The 21,512-nt window shown below is 45.3% G+C and carries 9 protein-coding genes; all 9 read right to left on the bottom strand.

Translation table 11 applies throughout. The features are described from left to right. Positions 1–377: 377 nt before the first annotated feature. On the bottom strand, positions 378–1,922 hold the full coding sequence (locus HMPREF1535_RS08950) for a RagB/SusD family nutrient uptake outer membrane protein (RefSeq protein WP_046146479.1): 1,545 nt from the start codon (positions 1,920–1,922) through the stop codon (positions 378–380). Between the two features lie 13 nt (positions 1,923–1,935). After that, the gene (locus HMPREF1535_RS08945) at positions 1,936–4,989 is read right to left on the bottom strand and encodes a SusC/RagA family TonB-linked outer membrane protein (protein WP_233567179.1); all 3,054 of its coding nucleotides are present in this window, start codon (positions 4,987–4,989) and stop codon (positions 1,936–1,938) included. Positions 4,990–5,655: 666 nt separating this feature from the next. After that, positions 5,656–8,826 carry a DUF5107 domain-containing protein gene (locus HMPREF1535_RS08940; protein ID WP_046145917.1) on the bottom strand — a complete coding sequence of 1,057 codons (3,171 nt, stop codon included), beginning with the start codon at positions 8,824–8,826 and terminating at the stop codon, positions 5,656–5,658. 246 nt (positions 8,827–9,072) lie between these two features. After that, positions 9,073–12,063, bottom strand: a complete 2,991-nt coding sequence (locus HMPREF1535_RS08935) for a glycoside hydrolase domain-containing protein (protein ID WP_046145916.1) — start codon at positions 12,061–12,063, stop codon at positions 9,073–9,075. Positions 12,064–12,322: 259 nt separating this feature from the next. Beyond that, entirely contained in the window at positions 12,323–13,582 is a 1,260-nt protein-coding gene (locus HMPREF1535_RS08930; protein WP_052716711.1) for a DUF4861 domain-containing protein, read from the bottom strand. A gap of 65 nt (positions 13,583–13,647) precedes the next feature. Next, entirely contained in the window at positions 13,648–14,817 is a 1,170-nt protein-coding gene (locus tag HMPREF1535_RS08925; protein WP_046145915.1) for a glycoside hydrolase family 88/105 protein, read from the bottom strand. 21 nt (positions 14,818–14,838) lie between these two features. Continuing rightward, positions 14,839–16,620: a hypothetical protein gene (locus HMPREF1535_RS08920; protein ID WP_046145914.1), complete on the bottom strand. Its 1,782-nt coding sequence runs from the start codon at positions 16,618–16,620 to the stop codon at positions 14,839–14,841. Between the two features lie 82 nt (positions 16,621–16,702). Further along, positions 16,703–18,199, bottom strand: coding sequence for a RagB/SusD family nutrient uptake outer membrane protein (locus HMPREF1535_RS08915; RefSeq protein ID WP_010801104.1), 1,497 nt, complete (start codon positions 18,197–18,199; stop codon positions 16,703–16,705). Between the two features lie 15 nt (positions 18,200–18,214). Then, positions 18,215–21,352, bottom strand: a complete 3,138-nt coding sequence (locus HMPREF1535_RS08910) for a SusC/RagA family TonB-linked outer membrane protein (RefSeq protein ID WP_010801105.1) — start codon at positions 21,350–21,352, stop codon at positions 18,215–18,217. Between the last annotated feature and the right edge of the window lie 160 nt (positions 21,353–21,512).

Raw genomic sequence — 21,512 nt, 5'->3', positions numbered from 1 at the left:
GGTCCGTTTCCCTTTCTTTCCTTGGGAATAAAAATGTACTGCTCCTTTTGCTGTGTTATATTAACCGGACCGAGTAAACCTGCGTCAGTCAGTAGAGTACTTCCCCTCAGCATATCGAAACGGAAAACATCATATGTTTTTGTAAAACGCTTCTCTACCGGCAATAGCCCCTTGGCTTTGCATGATCCGGTGGTGAGACAAACAGATCACTAAGGTCACCTACTCTTTGACCTGCGACCGAATTGCAGCAAAAAAATATGACCAGTAAAAAGAAGATAAACCTTAATCCAGTATGTTTCATGGTATTTTTCTAATACAAATATTAACAAAACAAGGAGATTGTTACAAAGAACAATCTCCTCACTACTATCTATTTATCAATATCCCGGATTCTGTTCCAGCAAATAATTGATCTGTCTTTCTCTTAACGGGAAAGCGAATACCAAACGGTTTCCCGTTACCTCAAATGCAGAAGGAAGAATCCACTGATACTTTGCCTTCATCGTCTTTCCAAATTCGGTCATTGTTTCTATGGCTTTACCCGTACGAACCAAATCTGTCCAACGATGGTTTTCAAAGGCCAGTTCATGACGCATCTCATCAGCTACATCCTCTGCAGTAACGCTGGTCAGCGGCTCCAATCCGGCACGGGTTCTTACCTCGTTTATATAAGGCAAAGCCTCTGCATTCCGATTTTGTGCAACCAAATTTTCTGCCAGTAACAACAAAGTACCTGCATAACGGTAAACCGGGAAGTTATCTCCTGCACGCCCAGCATACTGATAAGGAGGGTGATAATACTTCCGGATGAAGTAGTAGAAATTTTTACCAGTTGTCGGAGTAAAATCCGATACCGTCTTGACTTCTTCGCAAGTAAACTGTTCAGCGTCATCTGTCTTACCTTCTGCTACAGCAATGGAAGCATCCAAACGCTTGTCACCCGGTTCATAAGACTGAATCATCTCTTCCGTAGGAACGCACCAGCCACCGCTTGTACCTGCATAGTTCGAAAAAGTGATACCCATCAGGAAGTCATTATTACTACATTTCGGAATCAAACGCCAAGGAATATCATTATGTACGCCTGCATTAGAGCCATCTTCGATGTACTGTATTTCAAAAATAGATTCTTTCGAGTTCTTATTGGCAGGATTAAATACAGCTTCATAACTGTCCAAAAGACCGTAATTCATCTGTGTGATATCTTTCAAATCCTGTTCAGCAGCTTTGTAATCACGAGTAGGCTGTGACATGTAACAATAAGCACGCAACATTTTAGCAGCTCCCATCGTTGCCCGGCCACTCTGCGGGAAAGTGCTTGCAACCGGCAATCCCAAAGATATTGCTTCCGAAACATCTGTAAGTATTTGTTTATAAACATCTTCTGCCGGAGATTTAGCAGCAAAAGCTTCTGCTTCGGTAGTAACCTCTTGCAACATAAGAGGAACACCGCCCCAATGCTGTACCAAATCGAAATAATAGAAGGCTCTCAGGAACAAAGCTTCTGCTTTTACCGTTTTCTTTTCTTCTTCCGTCAATTCGGAAGCATCCAGTCTACCCAAAATCGTATTTACCTTGGCAATACTAGAATAAACGCCTTTATAACGGTCCGGACTCCAACCGACAGTTTCGTCATCTAAAAACAAAGCTAGTTTTTCAGTCGAGTTATAAGGACCTCTATCACCGCTATAGTAGGTATAGAATGTATTATCTGAACGCATCTCATCCATAAATATACCACTCAAGGCGATATTTCTCAAACCTGTATACGAAGCAACTGTAGCTTGTTCAAAATGATCTGCAGTTTTATAAAATGTTTCCGTCGTAATAGTTGTCTCAGGAGTCAGATTCAAGAAAGAGTCACTGCAAGAAGAAAGAGACAACACACTTGCCGCAAAAATATATATATTCAACTTTTTCATATTCTCATGCTCTTTAAAATTTAACATTCAAGCCAATTGTATAAATTCTGGCAACAGGATATGTTGTATGATCCACTCCCTGATATAATCCGCTGGTGTTCTTGTTTACCTCCGGATTCATACCCGGATAAGAACCTACGGTAAACAGATTTTGAGCACTTCCATAAACACGTATTCCCTTGATATAAGGATTTGATTTCATCGGAATCGTATATCCCAACGTGATATTCTTTAACGTTATGTAATTATTCTTGAATACCCAACGAGAATTGGTATATCGGAATAACTCGGTCGTACCTGTTCTTGTTCTCGGAATATTACCATTACCTGGATTATCTTCTGAGCGCCAGCGTTCTGCGACTTCCTTACGAACATTAAATACACCGTCTATATTTTCCGTCCATTCATAAGTTCCGTCTATAATGTCTCCACCTAATGAACCGGTAAATACAACACTTGCATCAAAATCTTTCCATGAGAAAGTATTAGTCATACCAAAAATACAATCCGGATTCGGGTCGCCGATAAAAGTACGGTCATTATTATCAATAACATTATCGCCATTCAAGTCCTTCATACGAACAGTACCGACCATAGAAGAGGCATGTTTAGGTCCGGCTTCATATTCTTCCTGAGTCATGAAAACGCCATCATAGACGTAGCCGTAGAACAGACCTAATGGTTTACCGACTTCCGTACGGTTGTAATCTTCCTGATTGTTATTACCGCCAATCGGCGTATTGTTCGTACCCAGCTTCATTGCTTTATTACGGTTAAATGTCAAATTCAAGCTGGTATTCCATTTAAACTTGCCTGTCATATTCTTCGTTTCCAAGCCAACTTCATGTCCCCAGAATCTGAATTCACCAATATTGGATTGGATGTTTTCGAATCCGGAAGAATAAGGAATATCAATCTGATACAACAAACCATCCGTTTTCTTCCAATAGTAGTCATAAACCAAGAATACACGGTCATTGAATAATCCTAAATCCACACCGAAGTCGAGCTGTTTGGTTGTTTCCCAGGTAAGGTCCGCATTACCGATACCACTTGTTCCACGTCCGGCAGAAATTCCGTTATTGAAGACATAGTTGTAAGTTCCGATCGTAGCCAAATGATTATAGTTACCGATATTATAGTTACCTACGATACCATAACTTCCACGTAATTTTAAATAGCTCAACCTATCGAATCTCTCCATGAAGCTTTCATCCGAAGCAATCCAACCGGCAGAAACAGAGGGGAAATTAGCCCACTTCGCATTCATACCAAAACGAGAACAACCATCCCGACGGAAAGATACAGACAGTAAGTATTTACCCATATAATCATAATTGGCACGTGCCAGATAAGAGATCATTGCCCATGAACTTCTATCACCTTCACCGACCTTTGTTGTGGCGGCATTGAACCAACCCACTTCATCATCAGGATAATCTGATGCATTGATTTTTGCATTTTCAGAGGTCGTCTTCTGAGTTGAATATCCGAGCAAAAGATCAACATTATGCTTATCCGCAAATGTCTTATTGTAGGTCAACATATTCTCGATCAACCAGTTCACATATTTACTGGTACCATAAGAACCGACAGCCGGTTGAGGAGGAGCAGTGAACATGGCACCATTTGCAATAGAAGGAACCCATGATTCGGTTTGATCCGATCCCAAATCAGCATTTGCGCTGATACGATATTTCAATCCGTCTATAATTTTGACATCTGCATAGGTATTGAGAGTACCTCTCATTCTCTTTTTCGGATCGTCGCGTTCATTCAGCACGAGATAGAAGTTTGGATTGGCAAACATACCCGGTTGTGAATAAGATATCGGATATGTCCCGTCATCATTCTTGTATTTCAACTGTGGATCCATCAAGAAGGCAGAACCAATTATATTACGTCCGCCGCCCAATCCGGGAATAATCTGCCCGCTCATATAAGAACCTGATAAATTCAAGCCAAACGTTACACGGTCCGAAGCTTCATAGACATTATTGGCACGTGCCGAGAAGCGTTCCGAATAGGTATTGATAATAACACCATCCTGCTTATTGTAGTTCAGGTTCACAGCCGATTTCACTTTTGTAGTTCCTGACTGCAAACTCAGGTTATAATTCTGCGTCAATGCAGTCTGCAAAAGTACATCGTACCAGTCCGTACCATTCTGCAATGAAGAAGGATTCTGATAACATTCGGGAACTCCTCCGGTATAGCCTTCATACTTAGCCTGGTCTTCATAATACTCTTTTTTGAACTGGGCAAATTCCTGTGCATTCATTACATCGGGACGTCCTCTTTTTGATACTTGTGTTGCACCGAAATAAGCACTGAACTCGACATCAGTTTTTCCTTCTTTTGCTCTTTTAGTCGTTACCAAGATAACACCGTTGGCAGCCCTGGAACCATACAAAGAGGTAGAAGCAGCATCTTTAAGGATTGTAATATTTTCGATTTCTTCAGGACTTATCGACTCCAGTCCTGTACCTTCATTCGGAGTGATCGGGAATCCATCTATTACTACAAGAGGGCTGTTACCGCCATTCACTGAAGCAGCGCCACGGATACGGATAGCCATACCACCACCGGGTTCACCGTTTGCCTGTGTAATCTGTACTCCGGAGAATTTCCCCTGCATTTTCTGACTGATATTCGGAACTGGGATATCTTCCAGCTCCTCATTATTCAATTTGCTCATGGAACCAGTTACCGCACGGGCTTTCTGAGTACCATAGGCCACAACAACAACCTCATCCAGAGCTTCTGAATCTTCCGAGAGCTTTACTGCAAAAGTAGTTTGATTACCAACCACGATGTTTTGTGTATTATAACCAAGATAAGAAATTTGTAGTGTTGCATTACGAGAAATATCCAAAGAAAATCGTCCGTCTGCATCTGTAACAGTTCCGTTTGTTGTCCCCTTCTCCAAGACATTGGCACCGATAACCGGTACTCCCTCTTTGTCTGTTACAACACCCGTAATTTTCTTTTGTTGCTGACTAATTGTTATTGACACATCCTTCAAATTAGAGTCATTAGCCGCATATACATTTGCTCCTGAGAGCATGCTTAAAAGTAATAATGGAAGTGTGGACTTTAATATAGGAGTATATTTACCCCCCCCCCCCCCGTTAAACATTTTTTCATACTTATTTCACATTTGTTATGTTATTAAGAATAGAGTATTTTATCAGTCTTACCTGATATGTTTAAGATTATCAAAATTGTACTTTGTATAAATTTGATACTAGTGCTTTCAATTACAATTAGGGCATAGGCATATTACATTTAAAGTTAAACATGATAGATTCTTTGTATTATATGGCCAGTATATTTACAACAACAAAAGTATTCACTCGGAAATAAATATTGTTTAGAAAAATGACTTTAAATGTTATAAAAATGACAGAATGGTTCTTTTTGTACAAAACGCCCTATACACTTAAGTTTTATAGACAATAAAAGACTTTTATAAAGGACAATAAATAACATATATTTACACACAAATAAAGATAGCCTGCCGGTATCGTTAGATGGGATACCTACTATATTGATACCCATACAATAGACATAGGTATGCTTACACAGACTATGTACCAACCCGGATTCAAACGGGCACAATGCAATTATCCCCATCGGTCAACAGGTCGGTCACGTCGTATGTATAATATCCCAACACCTCGCATTCCGGCATAGCTGTAGTTGCAAAGAAGGTGAATGGCTTTTATATTCATTAGTCTGCCGTAGAAAACAGGCGGACGATCAGATCGAAATTGGAATCACGGAAAGAAGTTTCCCACGGGGTCGTATCCGCTTGTTCATTGCGGGACTTGAGCATTCCGGAGGCTTTTTCCATCTCGCCGCGGTAAACGGCTGCACACCACTGGGTAATCCGGTTTTCAGGGAAATCCGTTTCCCAGGAGGCAACCATACGGTCCGCTTCCACTTCTTTTCCCAGCTCACGCAAGGCCAGTGCAGTCAGGAGATTGCCGGAACCAAACCGGGAACGTGACGTTTTATAACCGGCCACAGACGACAAGAGTGTCGCTGCTTTTTGATTATCCCCCTGCCCCGTCAAGGCTTTTGCTTCCAGATAATCTTCCAGACGGCTATCAATCATATCGTCATAAGGTTTGCCTACTCCCAGGTTTTCGGGCCATTCCTTTGAGGCTTCCACATTTCGCATGACCTGCCTGTAGTTCTTCCGGCTCAGCTGTTCCATTGCCTGGTAGAGGTTAGCGGCACGATAAACGGCACGTCCGGCATACGAGCCTTCATTCGGAAGGACCTGCATCTTGTTCAGTAAGGAAATGCAAGGCTGGTACTGGCCTGTTTCACATAAAGCCTTTGCATATTTCAGGCCGATATAATAATTAGACGGATATTTCTTTATGTACTTCTTTCCGGTCTCTACAGCCTGCTGCCATTGGTTGTTCGCAGTATACTGATTTATCAATGCAAACCCTGTACGCCATGACATTCCGACCTGCTCCGCTTTCAGCAAGTCTACCAACCGCTCTTCACCACTCTTCAAAGAAGCACGGCTCAGATAGAAGGGGGCATAACCGGTCTCCCCGCAATCATTGAACAAAGACAATGCTTTCTCCCTGTTTTGATTTGCCCAGTAGATCAAGCCTTTATAATAACTGATCTTCCAGTCGGGACGCACGGTTGCGGCCCATTCCAACGCTTTCAAAGAGCCGGGGCGGAAAGGGAAGACCATCTCCGGAGAAACTTCATTAGCACGTTGCAGCACGCGAAGGCTTTCATCGTCATTGCCTGTCCGGTGCAACAGGTAAGCCTGTTTGTAGAGGGCAACCGGATAGTTGCCGGCACAGGACAAGAGAGACAAAGCTTCTTCTGTGCAACCGACCGACTCATACCATTCAGCCAGCTCCATATAAGTTTCAAAAGGAAGTTCGTTGCGTATCAATGACTGAAAATCATCTATCGGATGCCCGGAGCCGTCGCCCTGATAGAGTTGTTCAAAACGTGCTGCATGGTACAACGGAAGCTCTTCCAGCAACGGATCGATAAGCGCTTTTGCTTCCGGCAACCGGGCTGTCTTACGATAGACTACCATTAATACCTGATCCGCACTCAGGTTGCGTTTATTAAACTCTTTGCTCTTCAACGCATATTGTTCCGCCTTTGTCCAGTTACGGTCGATCAGATACATCTCTGCCAGCTTCTCATAAGCAGCACTGCGCACGGAGGGGGAATAAGACGCTACCGAGAAACCGTCTTTGGCATCCGTGTTATTTCCTAAAGCCATATTACACAAGCCATACAAATAATTGGTTTCACCCTGATACGTATTGATGCCAAGTGCCGTCCGGCAATGCACCAATGCCTCTTCATAACGTCCCTGACGGTAATACAAAGAAGCCAGGCTTGTCAGTGCCGGAAGGAAATAAGGGTCTGCTTTCAGAGAGGCAGCCAGATACCTCTCCGCTTTGTCATAGACCTTCTGATTCATCCATTGTTCACCCTGCGTATAAAGACCATATACCGAGTTCCAGTCGAAATCGGCAGGCAATTGTTTCGGGCGACTGGTGATGTTATCCGAAGGTACCTCCGAATAAACCAGCAGATCTTCGCCCACAACCACTTTCAGGTTTCCCCGGGCTACAACCCCATTCAACGGAATGGAATCTTTCCAGGTCTCCAATACGCCACAGGCCAATGGGAAAGAATGTACTTCCTTTCCATCGCCGTCATACAACTTTAAGGTCGTGGAAAGTTGCTGTAACGGGGAGAAATATAATTTCAGATAACCATCCTCACGCAATACATTCAATGCCCCGACACGGCCGGCTTTCGACACGCCTTTGATCCCCTTTACCGGGAACCAGTATTCTGTCCAACGGTCTGTCGCCTGAGGGCCGAAAGCGGTATGCTTATAAGGAGTAAAACCACTGTTGGAAGCAGGCTGGTTATACATACGGCCGGATTGCAATTCGATGTACTGCCCGTCGGTATCGGTTAACAGATCTTCCCAGATACCACCTTCACGGGACAGGCCCCAAAGGAAAATCTTCATCCCCAGTTTCTCATCATAATCCGCATGATGGATAGATCCGAAATCATCATCGTGCCAGTAAGCGCCATAGAAGTCATTGTATTTGCCCAGTACATGATAAGACTTCGAGTTTCCGAAATCATTCTTTTCATACCAGGAAATATCGCGTCCCTGTTCATCGAGCGGGAACGAATGGAGTTCGCCGCCATGACCGATATAATTGGTTCCCGGATAACAGAACTGTGCATTTCCGGCCGCCCGATAACCGGCATTCATCCACTGGTAATAAGGCTGATCGATGGAAGATCCGTTATGCCAGGTTGTCGTGGTAGTAAAATAAGCCTTGTCTTTCGGCAGATTCACTTCCACAGTCCAAAACGTACGGGTCACCAGGTCGTAGGAAGAGACGTAGCAGCTTACACTGCCATCGTTCTTCTGTTGCGTCAGGTAATCGACAGGTGTGCTGGAGGTCGGCGCATGGCCTATTATACCGAAATTAAATTCGATACCGCCCGAAGTCCAGGGTCCGCGCATGGCAATATCACGGAACTTCACCACATGGTTATTATAGATAAACTCCTTTCCGGAGGTCTTATCCACAGCTCCCCATATCTTCCCTCCGATCTCCGGGAAAAGGGTCAGGCGGATATAGTCGTTTTCAAGCGTAACGACTTTCCACTCCTTGTCTATTACTTTGGCAGAGAATCCGTCGAAACGGAAATAGGGATAAAACAAGTCGGAAGGATCGGCCACCGGATCGGGGTCGGAGAACGGGTAGGTTTTTACTGTTTGCAACGTTTCCGTTACAACCGCCTGCTGCTGTGCTGATAATGGTTGCAACATAATTATTGCAACTAAAAGAAGGATTATATTACTTTTCATATAATGATATTTAGGCTAATAATACTGTTGAAATGCCGGAAACAATGTTTCTGACCACTTGACGCAGGGTCGAAATGGAATTCACAATGTTTCTGGCAGGTTCACCCAGGGGCGAAATCAAATTTACAATGTTTCTGGCATATTTACTCAGGGTTGAAATGGAATTTACAATGTTTCCGGCAGGTTTACTCACGGTTGAAGTGGGAGAAACATTGTTTCCGGCACTTCAACCGTAAATCACCTCAGCTATTTTTGTTGCACACTAATCAGTAACCCTTTTCCTTTAGGGACAGTGATCTCATCTCCCGGTTTCCAGGTTGTTTCCGGCTGGAAATTCTCTATTTCCGGTGCATACAACGTTACTTTCGACGGATCCAGGCCAAGCGCCGTCCAATCCACGGAAAGAGTCACTTTAGCATCCGTATCTTCCCAGGTTGCCAGCGAGATCAATGTTTTTTCTCCTGTATGGCGGTAGATAGTCGCCAATGTCTTTTCGCTGTTTGTCTTTACCGGATTATCTTTCACCCAGTAGCCGATCATTTCGCTGTGCTGCATACCGAACGAATCCCATAACTTCCACAACGGGCCGTTATCTACACGCGGGCTGCGGCCGGTCATGCCGTACAACATGCCCCGCCACGGGTTGCCGCCGCCTTCCAGCATTTCCCCCATCAGTCCGTAAGGAATACCGGAGACTTCTATCAGCCAGAACTCGGGAGGAAAATCATAATTGAAATACTCGCCGAACCACAGGCGGTCGAGATACGGGAAATGTTCGAGATAAAGGTTCGCACTGTTGGCAAAGCCGTCGCGCTCATTATACTGGTTTGCCGAATGCAGGTCAATCATCGCGCCCGGATTCGTGCGGTTCATGATCTTTCGGATACGCTTCATCGTCATGCGATCGAATGCCAGGTCATCGATATACAAGCCATCGATACCCACGTTCTTTACCAGCCAGTCGAGGCCTTCCAGATAATAATTATGCCAGCGGGAAACGCCGCTGTTTACGATTGCCGCATCTTTCAGGTGGGGCACAAACCAGGCGCCGATGTAGTTCTGGTCCAAATGTTCCTGCAACCAGGAGAAACCGCCGCCGGGACCTTCCGAGAAAATCTCATTCCCCAGGCTCCGCAAAGCGAACATCTCCACACAACTGTTGGACAGTTCGCGAACCGTATTATAAATCTTCACCTTCATATCCCGGGCATGCGCTCCGTCGATATAAGCCTTCATCTCCTTCGTCCGCAGGAACGGATAGTTGATAAAAGGATTGATGCCGTTTGCATGATGTATATTAATCACATTAGCACCCACCTTTTCAACCTTCTCTATAAAATCATAACTATGATAATAACGTTCGCGCCATTGCTTATCGGTATCGACCGGACGGAACGGGGTGATGGCGATATTAAAATAATAATACAGTCTGTCCCCCTTCTTTACCTCCCGCTTCCCGGAATAGGCATTGATCCGTGTGCCGTCGGCAGCCTTGTTGATATCGATGCCGCCGTTTCCGTTATTGCACCAGGAAACGGGCATATGCAGCGGTTTCTGGTGATAGAAATTCGTATTCAACGGACGTTCATATGTATTGTCGTAGAAACGGATCTGGAGGCCGGCATTAACATCGCCTACCCAGGGGCCATCCTGGTTTTTCTCCACGTTCCATTTCCAGCGGAGGTCTTTCGGGCAATAACCGCCTTTCTCTCCCAGCCCCATCATATAACGTCCTATGCCGGGTGCCAGATGCGTACGCAGTCCTATATCTTCCACGGAAGCATCTTCGCGGGCAACCAGCGTCACTTTATATTCGATATTCCCATCCGATTCCATCTCTCCTTCCAGATCCATCAGGAAACGGCTGTTCTGGTTCAAAGCCTTCCAGGCGATAGCTCCCTGTTTGTGCTTCGTGATCTCAAAGTTCAGATTCTCCCAGGCACCGCCATCCGCTGCCAGTTCCATCGGAGCCGATAGGACAGACCGCCCGTCGGTTCCGATTCCCGTCATCGTTTCCTTAAAATAACTGGTAATGCCGGCAGGCAATCCCAAGGACGAAAGCGTAACCTCACGCCCCAGGCAACCGATTGTCTTATCTTTCATCACCAACGGCGTATAAGGAGCGATCACCTCGTCATCAAAACCTATCTGCGAATTGAGCCACCGCAGACGGGAATGGCGCCAGGGTTCATTATCACCGTGGTTCGCTATTACATTTTCAGATACACGCAAGGAGACCTGCACCGTTTTACTTTCCGCATTGGCAGCAGAGACCGTCACCGTCCCCTGATAGGTTCCCGAAGAAAGATGCTCCGGCAGTTGTGTACCGATCCATAAAGCCTGTACCTTACCCTGTTCGACGGAGCAGTTCTTCTTAAATACGGTTCCCGTCACATCCGTCCCTTCCGTATTGAAACAGGTAAACGAAGAGGCGGGTATCTGCTCGCCGGTCACAGCATTAGACAGAGCCGAAAAGTCCACATGCAGATTCTCCACATCCGTACGGGCCGCCCATACGCCCAGCTGGAATACATAATATTCGCCTTTATCGGCCTCTCCCGTAAAGGTATCGTGCCGGTCATCGGCAATCCACTTATAAGGGATATCGGTCGTCATGCGAATCGGATATTTCCGGTCCTCGGTAAACAAAATATAGTTCTCGGAAGGATGTTTTTTCAACAGGCGGGCAGTCTCGTCGGCCGTCGCGATCACCTCCATCGGATAAAAGCTATTCAACTGGTCGATCGCCTGAAACTGCACGATCCGGGCAGCCGGAAGTGAAGGAGCTTTCTTGCCCGACAATTTATTTTTCTTTACCCAGTCGGCCGAAGCGGTATTCTCGAAAGGAGGATAATTGACAGTCGGATAGTAACGGCTGCCGCTCATCACATTTTTCAGGTAATAAATGTAATACTCTCCCGGAACAGTCTGCGGCTGGAAAGCCACTTCCCCTCTCTCCCGGTTCACAGCGAAACGGCATACATTGGTAATCCGTTTTCCGGTCGTCGCATCCACTACGATCAGATTCTTATCTTCCGGATTCAGGTCACGGCGACGCCATTCGATAGTAGCCAGTACCGCATCCGCCGGTTTTTCCACCGATACGACAACCCGGTGATTACCCAGCGAGTCGGCATCCCAGTTTCCAAGTCCATACAATTTGTCGGCAGGTATGTTCTGAGCTTGCAAGCCTCCGAAGGTTAACAAACCCAACAATGTAAATAGTAATCGTTTCATATACTTAGTATTTAAAATTCAAATCCGACTGACCAGTATCATAAGTTTCTTACAACAGCGTTTATCCTCCACTTACCGGATAAACTTTTCCTTCGATAATTCTATTCATCAAAGATAATAATATCTTCTTAAGTAACTTATGTAAAACTTATTATCATTTACTTTTTATTGGCAGAATAACTGTTTCAACTCCTTTTACACTACTATTCCGACGGTACCCATATACACATGTGAAAGGAATCAGGACTGGTATGCAGTCCTAATCCCCTTCATATTTATTGTCGATGCTATTTTTCCAGATCTTCACATGGCATTTTTTCTTTAAACCTTCAGTCCATTGCCTGACATATTCAAACCAGGCATCCGCATCTTTATAACCAAAAGACTCCTTCATAGAAGTGAAAACGATATGATAACTAAATGAACACCTCCCTTCCGCCTGTATAATATACAAGTCATTGTATCGATCTTCAGTTTCCTGCCGGATCAAATCGTCAGGAAGAGAAATGGCTAACCCTACCGTTTCCTTAGCGTATTTAACCGTATCGCCTACAGGCCAGTCTGTTCCCCAACAAGCCAACGTTCCCTTATGATCGGAATAAGACCGGGAATCCTTCATTTTCAGAAGCCCTGTACTAAACACCTCCTTTTTCAACGGTTCACTAAAATAAACCTGCACTTCACAATCGCGATGTCCTGCATACAAAATATAACGGATCGTCATCTGCAAATCGGAACCCTGGTATTTCCAGTGATGAGAACGAACATCTACCACCGTCCGGATCGGACCATAGGCACATATCGTTTCACTAAAGGCTTCCGCATTCTCTATATGAGTAGCCTGCACTCCATCCCAACCTTTCAACGTACCTAGTCCGCAACTATTCCCGACAAGCAGGACATCATCCCCATAGCCTTGGGCAAGCTGCTCATCTGTCGGATAAAACTGGCTTTTCTCAATCTCCAACCGTTTTGTGAACTTTCCGTAAATATCTACCGTCTGTTTCTTATCGAAATAAATACGATAAGCAACCAACTCCGATTCGAAAGCAGGACCATGATGATGCAGATGATCATAGACATAACTGGAAGCAGGGACCGTCAGCGACCGGACCGGTATATGTTTTCCTTTAGGGTCACTGATCAACATTTCTGCATAAACACGGGACGTATAATCATTTGGCTTATCAATAGAGAAGAATTCGATTCTGAACTCCTTTCGGGAGCGAGGCGGTATATCTGCTACAAAAGCCAGTTCATCCGCTAGCCCGTTCCCATCCAGATCATCCAGTTGGGAAGCGATTTCCCGCTCACCATCCCACACCCTTACCGACCGGACATCAAAATCAATGTCAATATCTTTCAAACCGACCACAACCGGTTCATCCTGTTTATGGATTTCCCAGTCATTTACAATTTCTATCTGCCGCACAATCCCGGCAGCAAAAAGCCCGGCCGGTAACTGAACAAAAACAATAAAACACAACCAATGACCGAACTTACTGAATCCCGATTTCATATACATAGCTCTTTTTAAGAAAACCCGGATGTACCTTCCAGCCTGTCCGGTACACCCAGACCGATTTATTCCATAAGTGCCGTAGCACACCAAAGATAAGGGGCCTGCCCGTGATAATCCCCCGCAATACGCGGACGATCATAATAATACTGTTTGTCATTTTTCTTATTCGTTCCTACACAAACCTCACGAACATCTCCCTCTTCATTAATATAAGGAACCAGTGCCAACCAGGCCCTGCGTGCAACCGGAGCATATTCTTTCTTATCCAGCCATCCCTGTTTTACACCGGTGATAATCGCATAAGCAAACATCGCCGAACCGGATGTCTCAGGCCAGCAATCCGATTGATCTATCAACTGATTCCACATGCCGTCCTTTCCCTGGTAAGCTTTCAAACTATCCATCATTTTACGATAACCTTCCAGTATCCGATCCCGGTCCCGATTATTCTCAGGCAATGCCTTTAACAGCTCCGCCATGCCCGCAGCCATCCAACCGTTCCCTCTTGCCCAAAAGAAGGGGACGTCGGGAGCATGATAAAACAAGCCATTCGATCGTTGTAACTCATCCAGGTAATAGACCATTTCACGGGCAGCACGGTCAATATATTTCTTCTCTCCGGTTACCCGGTATGCCTGGCTCTGCACGATCGTGATCATGAACATATCATCGATCCAAAGACGTGTCTGCCAGGAGAAACCTTTCTCTGCATTCCTCTTTTCTTCCGGTGTGGCATCTGTCGGCAACTCCCACTGCGTATCGGCATAAGGCATCCCCAGATCATAATATTTCTGCTCTTTAGTTACCTGGTAAAACTCCAGAGGCAGGCAGCCGAACATGTTCAGATCGACATGGTTCTTGATCGGCAAGTAGGCTTTTTCCTCATTAAACAAAGGCTCAAAACGTTTCTCCAGCATTCCTGTCAATTCGTTATCGCCGGCGATCTGCGCATATTTCAAAGCCCCCAACCAAGTACAAACTTCCGCATAATGTATCCACTTTCCTCCGTGCAGAAAATGTTCTCCCGGTATAAAATGCCTGCCAAGCTTCGCCCCGATCTCTCTCGGAGTAAAACCTTCAGGAAAACTCGCCGGGTCAAGGCTCTCATCCGGTGCTTCCCTGACCTGGCCGTTTACCTGGTCCGCCAGCGGCTTTACTTCCAATGGGAGAGAATGAGCGCCGTCTTTCCCTCCTATCAGCAGAACCAGAAGCAAACATAGAATTTGTCTCATATATTTCCTGTTTATCATATTTTACAAATTAGCCGGATTCTTACCGGGTTTCACCGGAGCCTGAACAGACAAATCCCCCCAGGAAGCGTTCAACACATTATCTGAAATAACAGCATCGGCTCCGTCGACCGACAGTTCATCCGACTGATTTCCAAATGACAATGCAAATGCATAAATAGCCTGTGCTACCTGAGTCAGATCAAAATCTTTCTCATTACCGGAATAGATCACATAATCCACCCAACTGTTCTCTCCGTCACCCCCTTTTTCCCAGTATCCTTTCAGATGATCAAAACGAGCTTCCAGCAAGCGAATAGCAGTCTTACACCCGGATGCTTCTGCTGTAAAAGCCACATTCTCCCTGACCGGCAGACTGACATCCAAATCTTTACAACTACCGAACTCAAAACGCAGACGAAGGTCTTTCGCTTTGAACTTCCCGTCCCGTATCCTGTCGATACTGATATGTTTATCACCGCCATTTGTTCCAAAGTTAATGACAGCCAACACCTTATTCTCCTTCTGCCGGGTAAAGACAGAAGCCGTACTGAAATCATACATATCATGAAGCAGGCGGACCTGTAAATAGTGAGCCATATTCAATTCGCCCCAGTAAGCAGTCAACGGACGGCGTTGGTTCCACATGCTCGATCTCGAAACAGAAGATAGGACATAGTTATCCGTCAGATAAGCCGTCCCGACAATCTGCGGTTCTTCCTTTTCAAAGATATCTGTCTCCGTACGCGGATAGTCAGGAGTCAGAAAATAAGACAGTAAGTTTTCCGGTATATGATGTTTAGTCTTCACATCTACTCTTTCCGGGTCATATCCCAGGTTTACTTTACCTTCGGAAGCCTCTTTCAATATGCCATAATAGGATGTCGACACCAGTGTCCGGTATGAACGGCTATGCGGGCCTGCCCACTGAGCCGACTTTTTATGGTAATGGCGTGCTATCATTTCCCAGCATTTCACATATAATTCATCAATCATCCGTTTAGCTTCCGGCTCGACGATATGGCGTTGCATACGGTTCAGTTCGTCGATAGCCACGATCGAATAAGTCGGACTGTTATATTCGGAAAAGCCACCTTTCTCCTGCGTATACTCATAGAACTTCTTCAACCGTTCATTGGCATACTCCTGCATTTCAGGCATATCAAAAAGATGAGAAGTGACATAGGTCACATAGGTTCCCATGATCGCTATATTCGTATAGCCGGGACCACAGTTTCTTTTCTGTACGGATTTAGCAGCCAGTACCAAGGCATTCTCTACCTTTTTCAACAGGGCGGCAGGTAACTTGTCTTTATGCCCCATATAAATATCCAGCAAAGAGACAGCGTTGAAATCAGCCCAGTTATAATCGATCGGCGATTTCTTTGTTGCCAACGGCTCTTCTTCATAGTAAGGCCATACACCACAGGACGGAGAATTCGGATCGGTATCCTGCAAAGAGATCGTTTTGTCTATTACATCGAAAGCACGCTGTTCGTACTCCTTCATTCCGCAGTCCAGCAAAGAGACAGCATAATAAAAGGAAGCGCGTACCTCATGAAAAGTTCCGTTCATAGCATCAGTATGGTAGTTCCAGTCTTTGATTACCTTCGTAATCATCCTGCCTTCCAGATCATACCTTTTATCCATCTCAGCAATATTCTTCAATAATATCTGTCTGTCGAAATCAGAGACGGTTACCGGTTCATATTTGATATAACCGTCATTATATTGACCGCCGTTACTGCAAGACCAGCCAATCAGTCCTGCCAACAGGAAACATAAGGAAACATATATTCGGTTCATAAGTCGCCAATTTAAGTATTAGTAAAAAAGAAAGGCAACCGCTCTCTATATGGAGAACGGTTCCTTTTATTCAGTCAGAGAATCAATAACCCGGATTCTGCCACATGATATTTTTATTGTTATACCGTGACAGCTCATCAAAAGGTATTGCGAAGATCTCCCGGTATTCACCATCCATAGAATAACGTCCGCCACCTTCGTCTTCATCGAGGAAATGTTTGTTTATGACCTCCTGTGCAATTCCCCAGCGAACCAGATCATTCCAACGTAGACCTTCGAATGCAAACTCTACGCGGCGTTCCTGCATGATTGCTTTCCGAAAAGCATCCTGGTCAGGTACCGTAGCCGACGTCAAAGCGGGAAGTCCTGCCCTGCCGCGTACTTCATTCAAAATCCTGAATGCCTCTCCGTTGGCAGCATATCCTTCTTCATTCAAACATTCGGCATACATCATTTTCACATCCGTATAGCGGATAACCGGCAGATTGTTCGCCCAGTCCGATTGTGTCTGCGGCGTATACGCATCATAATGGATATATTTCAGGATATAGTGATATTTCGATTCAACCACTCCGTTGATCACCAAATTCGTCACGATAGAGACATCTTTACGCAGATCGCCCTCCTCATAGGCTGCCACCATATCTTTCGAGACATACATGGCCGTTGAATAACCGGCAAAAGGCATCAATACCCCTTCTTTATATCCTTCCGGTAACAGGCCGGTGGTAAAAGTCTGTCCTTCCCCAGTCAGGTTTCCGGTGAACTGTACTTCCCAAACCCGTTCTTTTCCATTATCGTGCGAATCGGTAAAGCAGTTCACATACTCTTCTTCCATTGCATACAAACCGGAATTGATAATATCGGCAAGATAAGGTTTAGCATCCGAGAACCTGGACTGGAACATATACAAACGTGCTAAGCCACCTTCTGCCGCATACTTCGTGATCCGGCCCAGGTTAGAGCCGCTCCATGAATCCGGTAACAAGCCAATCGCATTCTTATAATCGTCTGCTGCAAACTCAAATGTCTGCTCCTGTGTAGAGCGGGCGATCGTCTTAATTTCTGACACCGACATCTCCTTATCGATCAAGGGCATACCACCGAACATCCATCCCAACGTATAATAGGACCAGGCACGTAACGTATAGGCTTCCCCTTTGATAGCATTTTTCAGGTTAGCATCCGGAAAATCGACGGCATCTATCTTATCCAGGATCATATTGCTACGGGAAATGATCGTCCACAACTTCTGCCAGGCGGAAGACAAGTAGCTGATATCGTCCGAATCGGTAAACTGGTCTACTCCAAAAGTATAGCCGGCCCCATTCCGGGTATCGTCACTCCGGGCGATCATTAAACGATACCAGCAGTCATTCGTTTTGTAAAGCTCCTGCTGAGCTGCATAAACCGCTGCTATTGCATAGTCGAAATCCGACTGTGACTGGTAGGAACCTGCCGCACTATAGGATGATTCCGGGATCGTGGTCAGAAAATCATTACATCCCGTCAATAGTGTACAACCACCCATCGCCAGCAGAATAAAATACTTATATAGACTTTTCTTATACTGTTTCATATCCTTTATTTTTAATTAAAATACGACACTCACACCAAAAATAACCCTTTTGCTCAACGGATAAGTACTGTAATCCAGTCCCATCATCGTAGTAGCATTCCCGAAACTGTTCGTTTCCGGCGTATACCCCGGATAACTGTCGAACGTTTTCAAATTATCCAGGGAAACATAACATCTCAGATTACTCAGGATAGTATTTTTCAACACCTGCTTAGGAATTGTATAACCGAATGTTATATTCTTTATCCTCAGATAAGTGGCATCATAAATACGGCGGTCGTCATTATTGTCATTCTTACCCACCGGATTAGGAGTTTCCCCATCCCATGACAGATCGATACCATGTTGCGACAGGTAATCGACAGGCATCGGATTTTCATTGCTGCCGTATAATGCCAGATAGTCCGGCTTATAAGAACGAAGCCATCTTCTCAAACCGTTCACATTGGCACCGCCATTGTCATACTGGCGGGATCCCAGGAAGAGGACATCACCGCCGATCTGTCCCTGTAACAAGATGCTCAGGTCGAAATTATTCCAGGAGAAACGGTTCGTCAAACCGAATACCACGTCCGGCAGGTTATTGCCATAAGGAACATAGTCGGCAGAAGTGATCTGACCGTCCTTATCCTGGTCTACATACTTCACGTTACCCACTTCCTGACCGGCAAGGATCGGAACCAACGCTTTGCCATTGGCATCGAAATCGGAAGGCAACAGGATACCATCTGTCCTGTAGCAATAGAACTGGGATACAGGTCCTCCTACTTTCGTAATGAACTGGGCATCCCAGGAAGTAGAAGTGAACTGGTCAATCTCACCCATATCCAATACTTCGTTGCGGTTGCGGGAGAAGTTGAGAGAAGTCGACCAGTCAAATTTCCCAACAATATTATGAGAAGTAATATCCAACTCCCAACCTTTGTTCCTGATAGAACCGACATTCGCCGTATAAGAGGAGAAACCAGTCGTATAAGGGATGGGAACACTGAACAACAGGTTGTCCGTGGTATTGATATAATAGTCGAAATTAAACTGTATACGGTTTTTCAGGGCGGAGAAATCAAGGCCGAAGTCCAGTGTCTTCGTCGATTCCCATTGCAGGTCTTCATTAGCGATCCTGCTCGGGGCAACACCCGAAGAGACCTTATCTCCCCAGGAAGTATTGTAGCTTCCCAAGAGTGCCATATAGGTATAATCGCCGATACGGTCGTTACCCGACATACCCCAGGCAGCTCTCAGTTTCAATAAGGAAATCCAGTCGAGGCTCTCCATAAAAGACTCTTCATTGATTTTCCAGCCGGCAGAGAAAGAAGGGAACACCCCCCATTTCTTGTTTGAGCCGAAACGGGAGGAACCGTCATAACGGGCACTGACTGTCAACAGATACTTTTCCTTATAATCATAGCTAGCACGCCCGAAGAAGGAAGCGGTAGTATAAGCAGTACGCTGCGTTGTCGCTGTAGTAGGCGTCGTCGCCACATTTAATGTTTCGATCGACTCATACGGCCATCCGCTGGCAGCAGCAGATATTATATAATAATTTTTCTCTTCCGCACTTTGTCCCAGCAAAACACTCAGGTTATGATCCTTGAACGATTTATCGTAAGACAATGTATTCTGGAAAACCCAGTTACGGGTATTTGAAGAGTTACTGTTCCCCCTGGTCACATTCCCATTGGAATAAGTCACGTTACCCGGCTGGAAGAACTCATACGTTTTGCCGTCATAATTATAACTGTACTGGGTTTTGAAGGTCAACCCGTCAAGAATATCATATTCTCCCCAAACAGATGCGGCCACACGCATGAATTTAGTATTATCGGTCGTGTACTTCAACTGTTCTACCGGATTCGGATAAGTTGTCCCTATATTCTCGGGGAATCCCCAGTCGCGGGTACCTTCCGTCAGTTTCATTAACGGAGTAAGCATAAGAGCATGGTGCAAAGACGATTCCTTTCCTTTACCGTTGCTACCTCCATTTGAATCTGCACCGTCACGGTCAGAATGCGAAATGGAAACATTCACCCCAGTCCGTAATTTCTTCGTGATATTCATCATCGCATTCAGGCGGGCATTCAGTCTTTCATAGTAAGAATACTTTACAATACCTTCCTGGTTCATATAACCGGCAGAGAAATAGATACTCCCGATATCGCCTTTGGCAGAAGCAGAAGCCTGGTAGCTCTGGATCGGAGCCGTATGCATGACCGCATCCTGCCAGTCGGTAAATTCCGTAGTAGACGCCCAGGAGGAAGGGATCTGATTCCCTGCACTTCTTGCCGACATCGGGTCGCTCATGGAGCCGCCTGCACGCAGGTGATTCAGGTTTCTGCGGAACATATTCCACGCTACCCATTCTTCACCGGACATCACATCCAGTTTCTTCTCCGGAGTAGAAACGCCATAATAGGCATCGAATGTGATCGTCGGTTTACCTTGTCCCTGCTTTGTTTCGATCAGGACCACCCCGTTCGCTCCCCTTGAACCATAGATAGAAGTAGCGGAAGCATCTTTCAATATCTGAATAGAAGCGATATCCGTCGGGTTAAGATCACTCATGTTGTCACGGGGAACGCCGTCGATAACATATAATGGACTGCTATCCCCGTTGATCGTATTCATACCACGGATACGGATCACCAGTTCTTCCCCCGGAACACCACCGCCGGAAGCAGAAGAACGGACACCCGCCAACTGTCCCTGAAAAGCTTCTCCCAGCGTTGTGATTGCCCTGTCTTTCACAGCTTCGTCCGTGATCTTGGATACGGAGCTGGTCAGGTTCTGCCGCTTCACCGAACCATAACCGACTACGACCACCTCGTCAAGAGCCTGTGTATCTTCCGACAGAATAACGATAACAGAGGTTTTCCCTTCCAACTTGACATCTTCAGATACATAGCCGATAAACGATACCTGCAAAACGGCATTCGGCGAAGCATCCAATGTGAATTGTCCGTCCAGATCAGTCATTGTTCCCGTAGTAGTACCTTTGACCATCACATTTGCTCCGGCGATCGTTTCGCCCGATACATCTTTCACAACTCCCGTAATCTTTTGTTGTGCCATTGCCTGTAGTGTCCCCAACAAAAGAAGAAGAAGGACACAACTCATTATTTTACGGCTTTTAAACCGCCACGACAGTTTTCTCATATTGCAATGCGTGTTTTTTATGATAAAATCCATACAATAAATTAATGATTAGTTAGTAATAAATTCAGGTTATCTCAAATACATAAGACATTTGAACCATCCCGGAAAACAACGTATCCGGTTCCTTCTCTGTACTCAGCATATCTTCATAGGCACTCGT

The organism is Parabacteroides goldsteinii DSM 19448 = WAL 12034, from assembly GCF_000969835.1.
GTDB lineage: Bacteria > Bacteroidota > Bacteroidia > Bacteroidales > Tannerellaceae > Parabacteroides > Parabacteroides goldsteinii.
Note: the sequence above shows the minus strand (reverse complement) of the source record. Positions and strands in the feature narration are given on the sequence as shown.

Bases quoted from the DNA above. Each gene is read 5' to 3' on its own strand.
- HMPREF1535_RS08950 (WP_046146479.1), bottom strand. From the start codon at position 1,922: ATGAAAAAGTTGAATATATATATTTTTGCGGCAAGTGTGTTGTCTCTT.
- HMPREF1535_RS08945 (WP_233567179.1), bottom strand. From the start codon at position 4,989: ATGCTCTCAGGAGCAAATGTATATGCGGCTAATGACTCTAATTTGAAG.
- HMPREF1535_RS08940 (WP_046145917.1), bottom strand. From the start codon at position 8,826: ATGAAAAGTAATATAATCCTTCTTTTAGTTGCAATAATTATGTTGCAA.
- HMPREF1535_RS08935 (WP_046145916.1), bottom strand. From the start codon at position 12,063: ATGAAACGATTACTATTTACATTGTTGGGTTTGTTAACCTTCGGAGGC.
- HMPREF1535_RS08930 (WP_052716711.1), bottom strand. From the start codon at position 13,582: ATGAAATCGGGATTCAGTAAGTTCGGTCATTGGTTGTGTTTTATTGTT.
- HMPREF1535_RS08925 (WP_046145915.1), bottom strand. From the start codon at position 14,817: ATGAGACAAATTCTATGTTTGCTTCTGGTTCTGCTGATAGGAGGGAAA.
- HMPREF1535_RS08920 (WP_046145914.1), bottom strand. From the start codon at position 16,620: ATGAACCGAATATATGTTTCCTTATGTTTCCTGTTGGCAGGACTGATT.
- HMPREF1535_RS08915 (WP_010801104.1), bottom strand. From the start codon at position 18,199: ATGAAACAGTATAAGAAAAGTCTATATAAGTATTTTATTCTGCTGGCG.
- HMPREF1535_RS08910 (WP_010801105.1), bottom strand. From the start codon at position 21,352: ATGAGAAAACTGTCGTGGCGGTTTAAAAGCCGTAAAATAATGAGTTGT.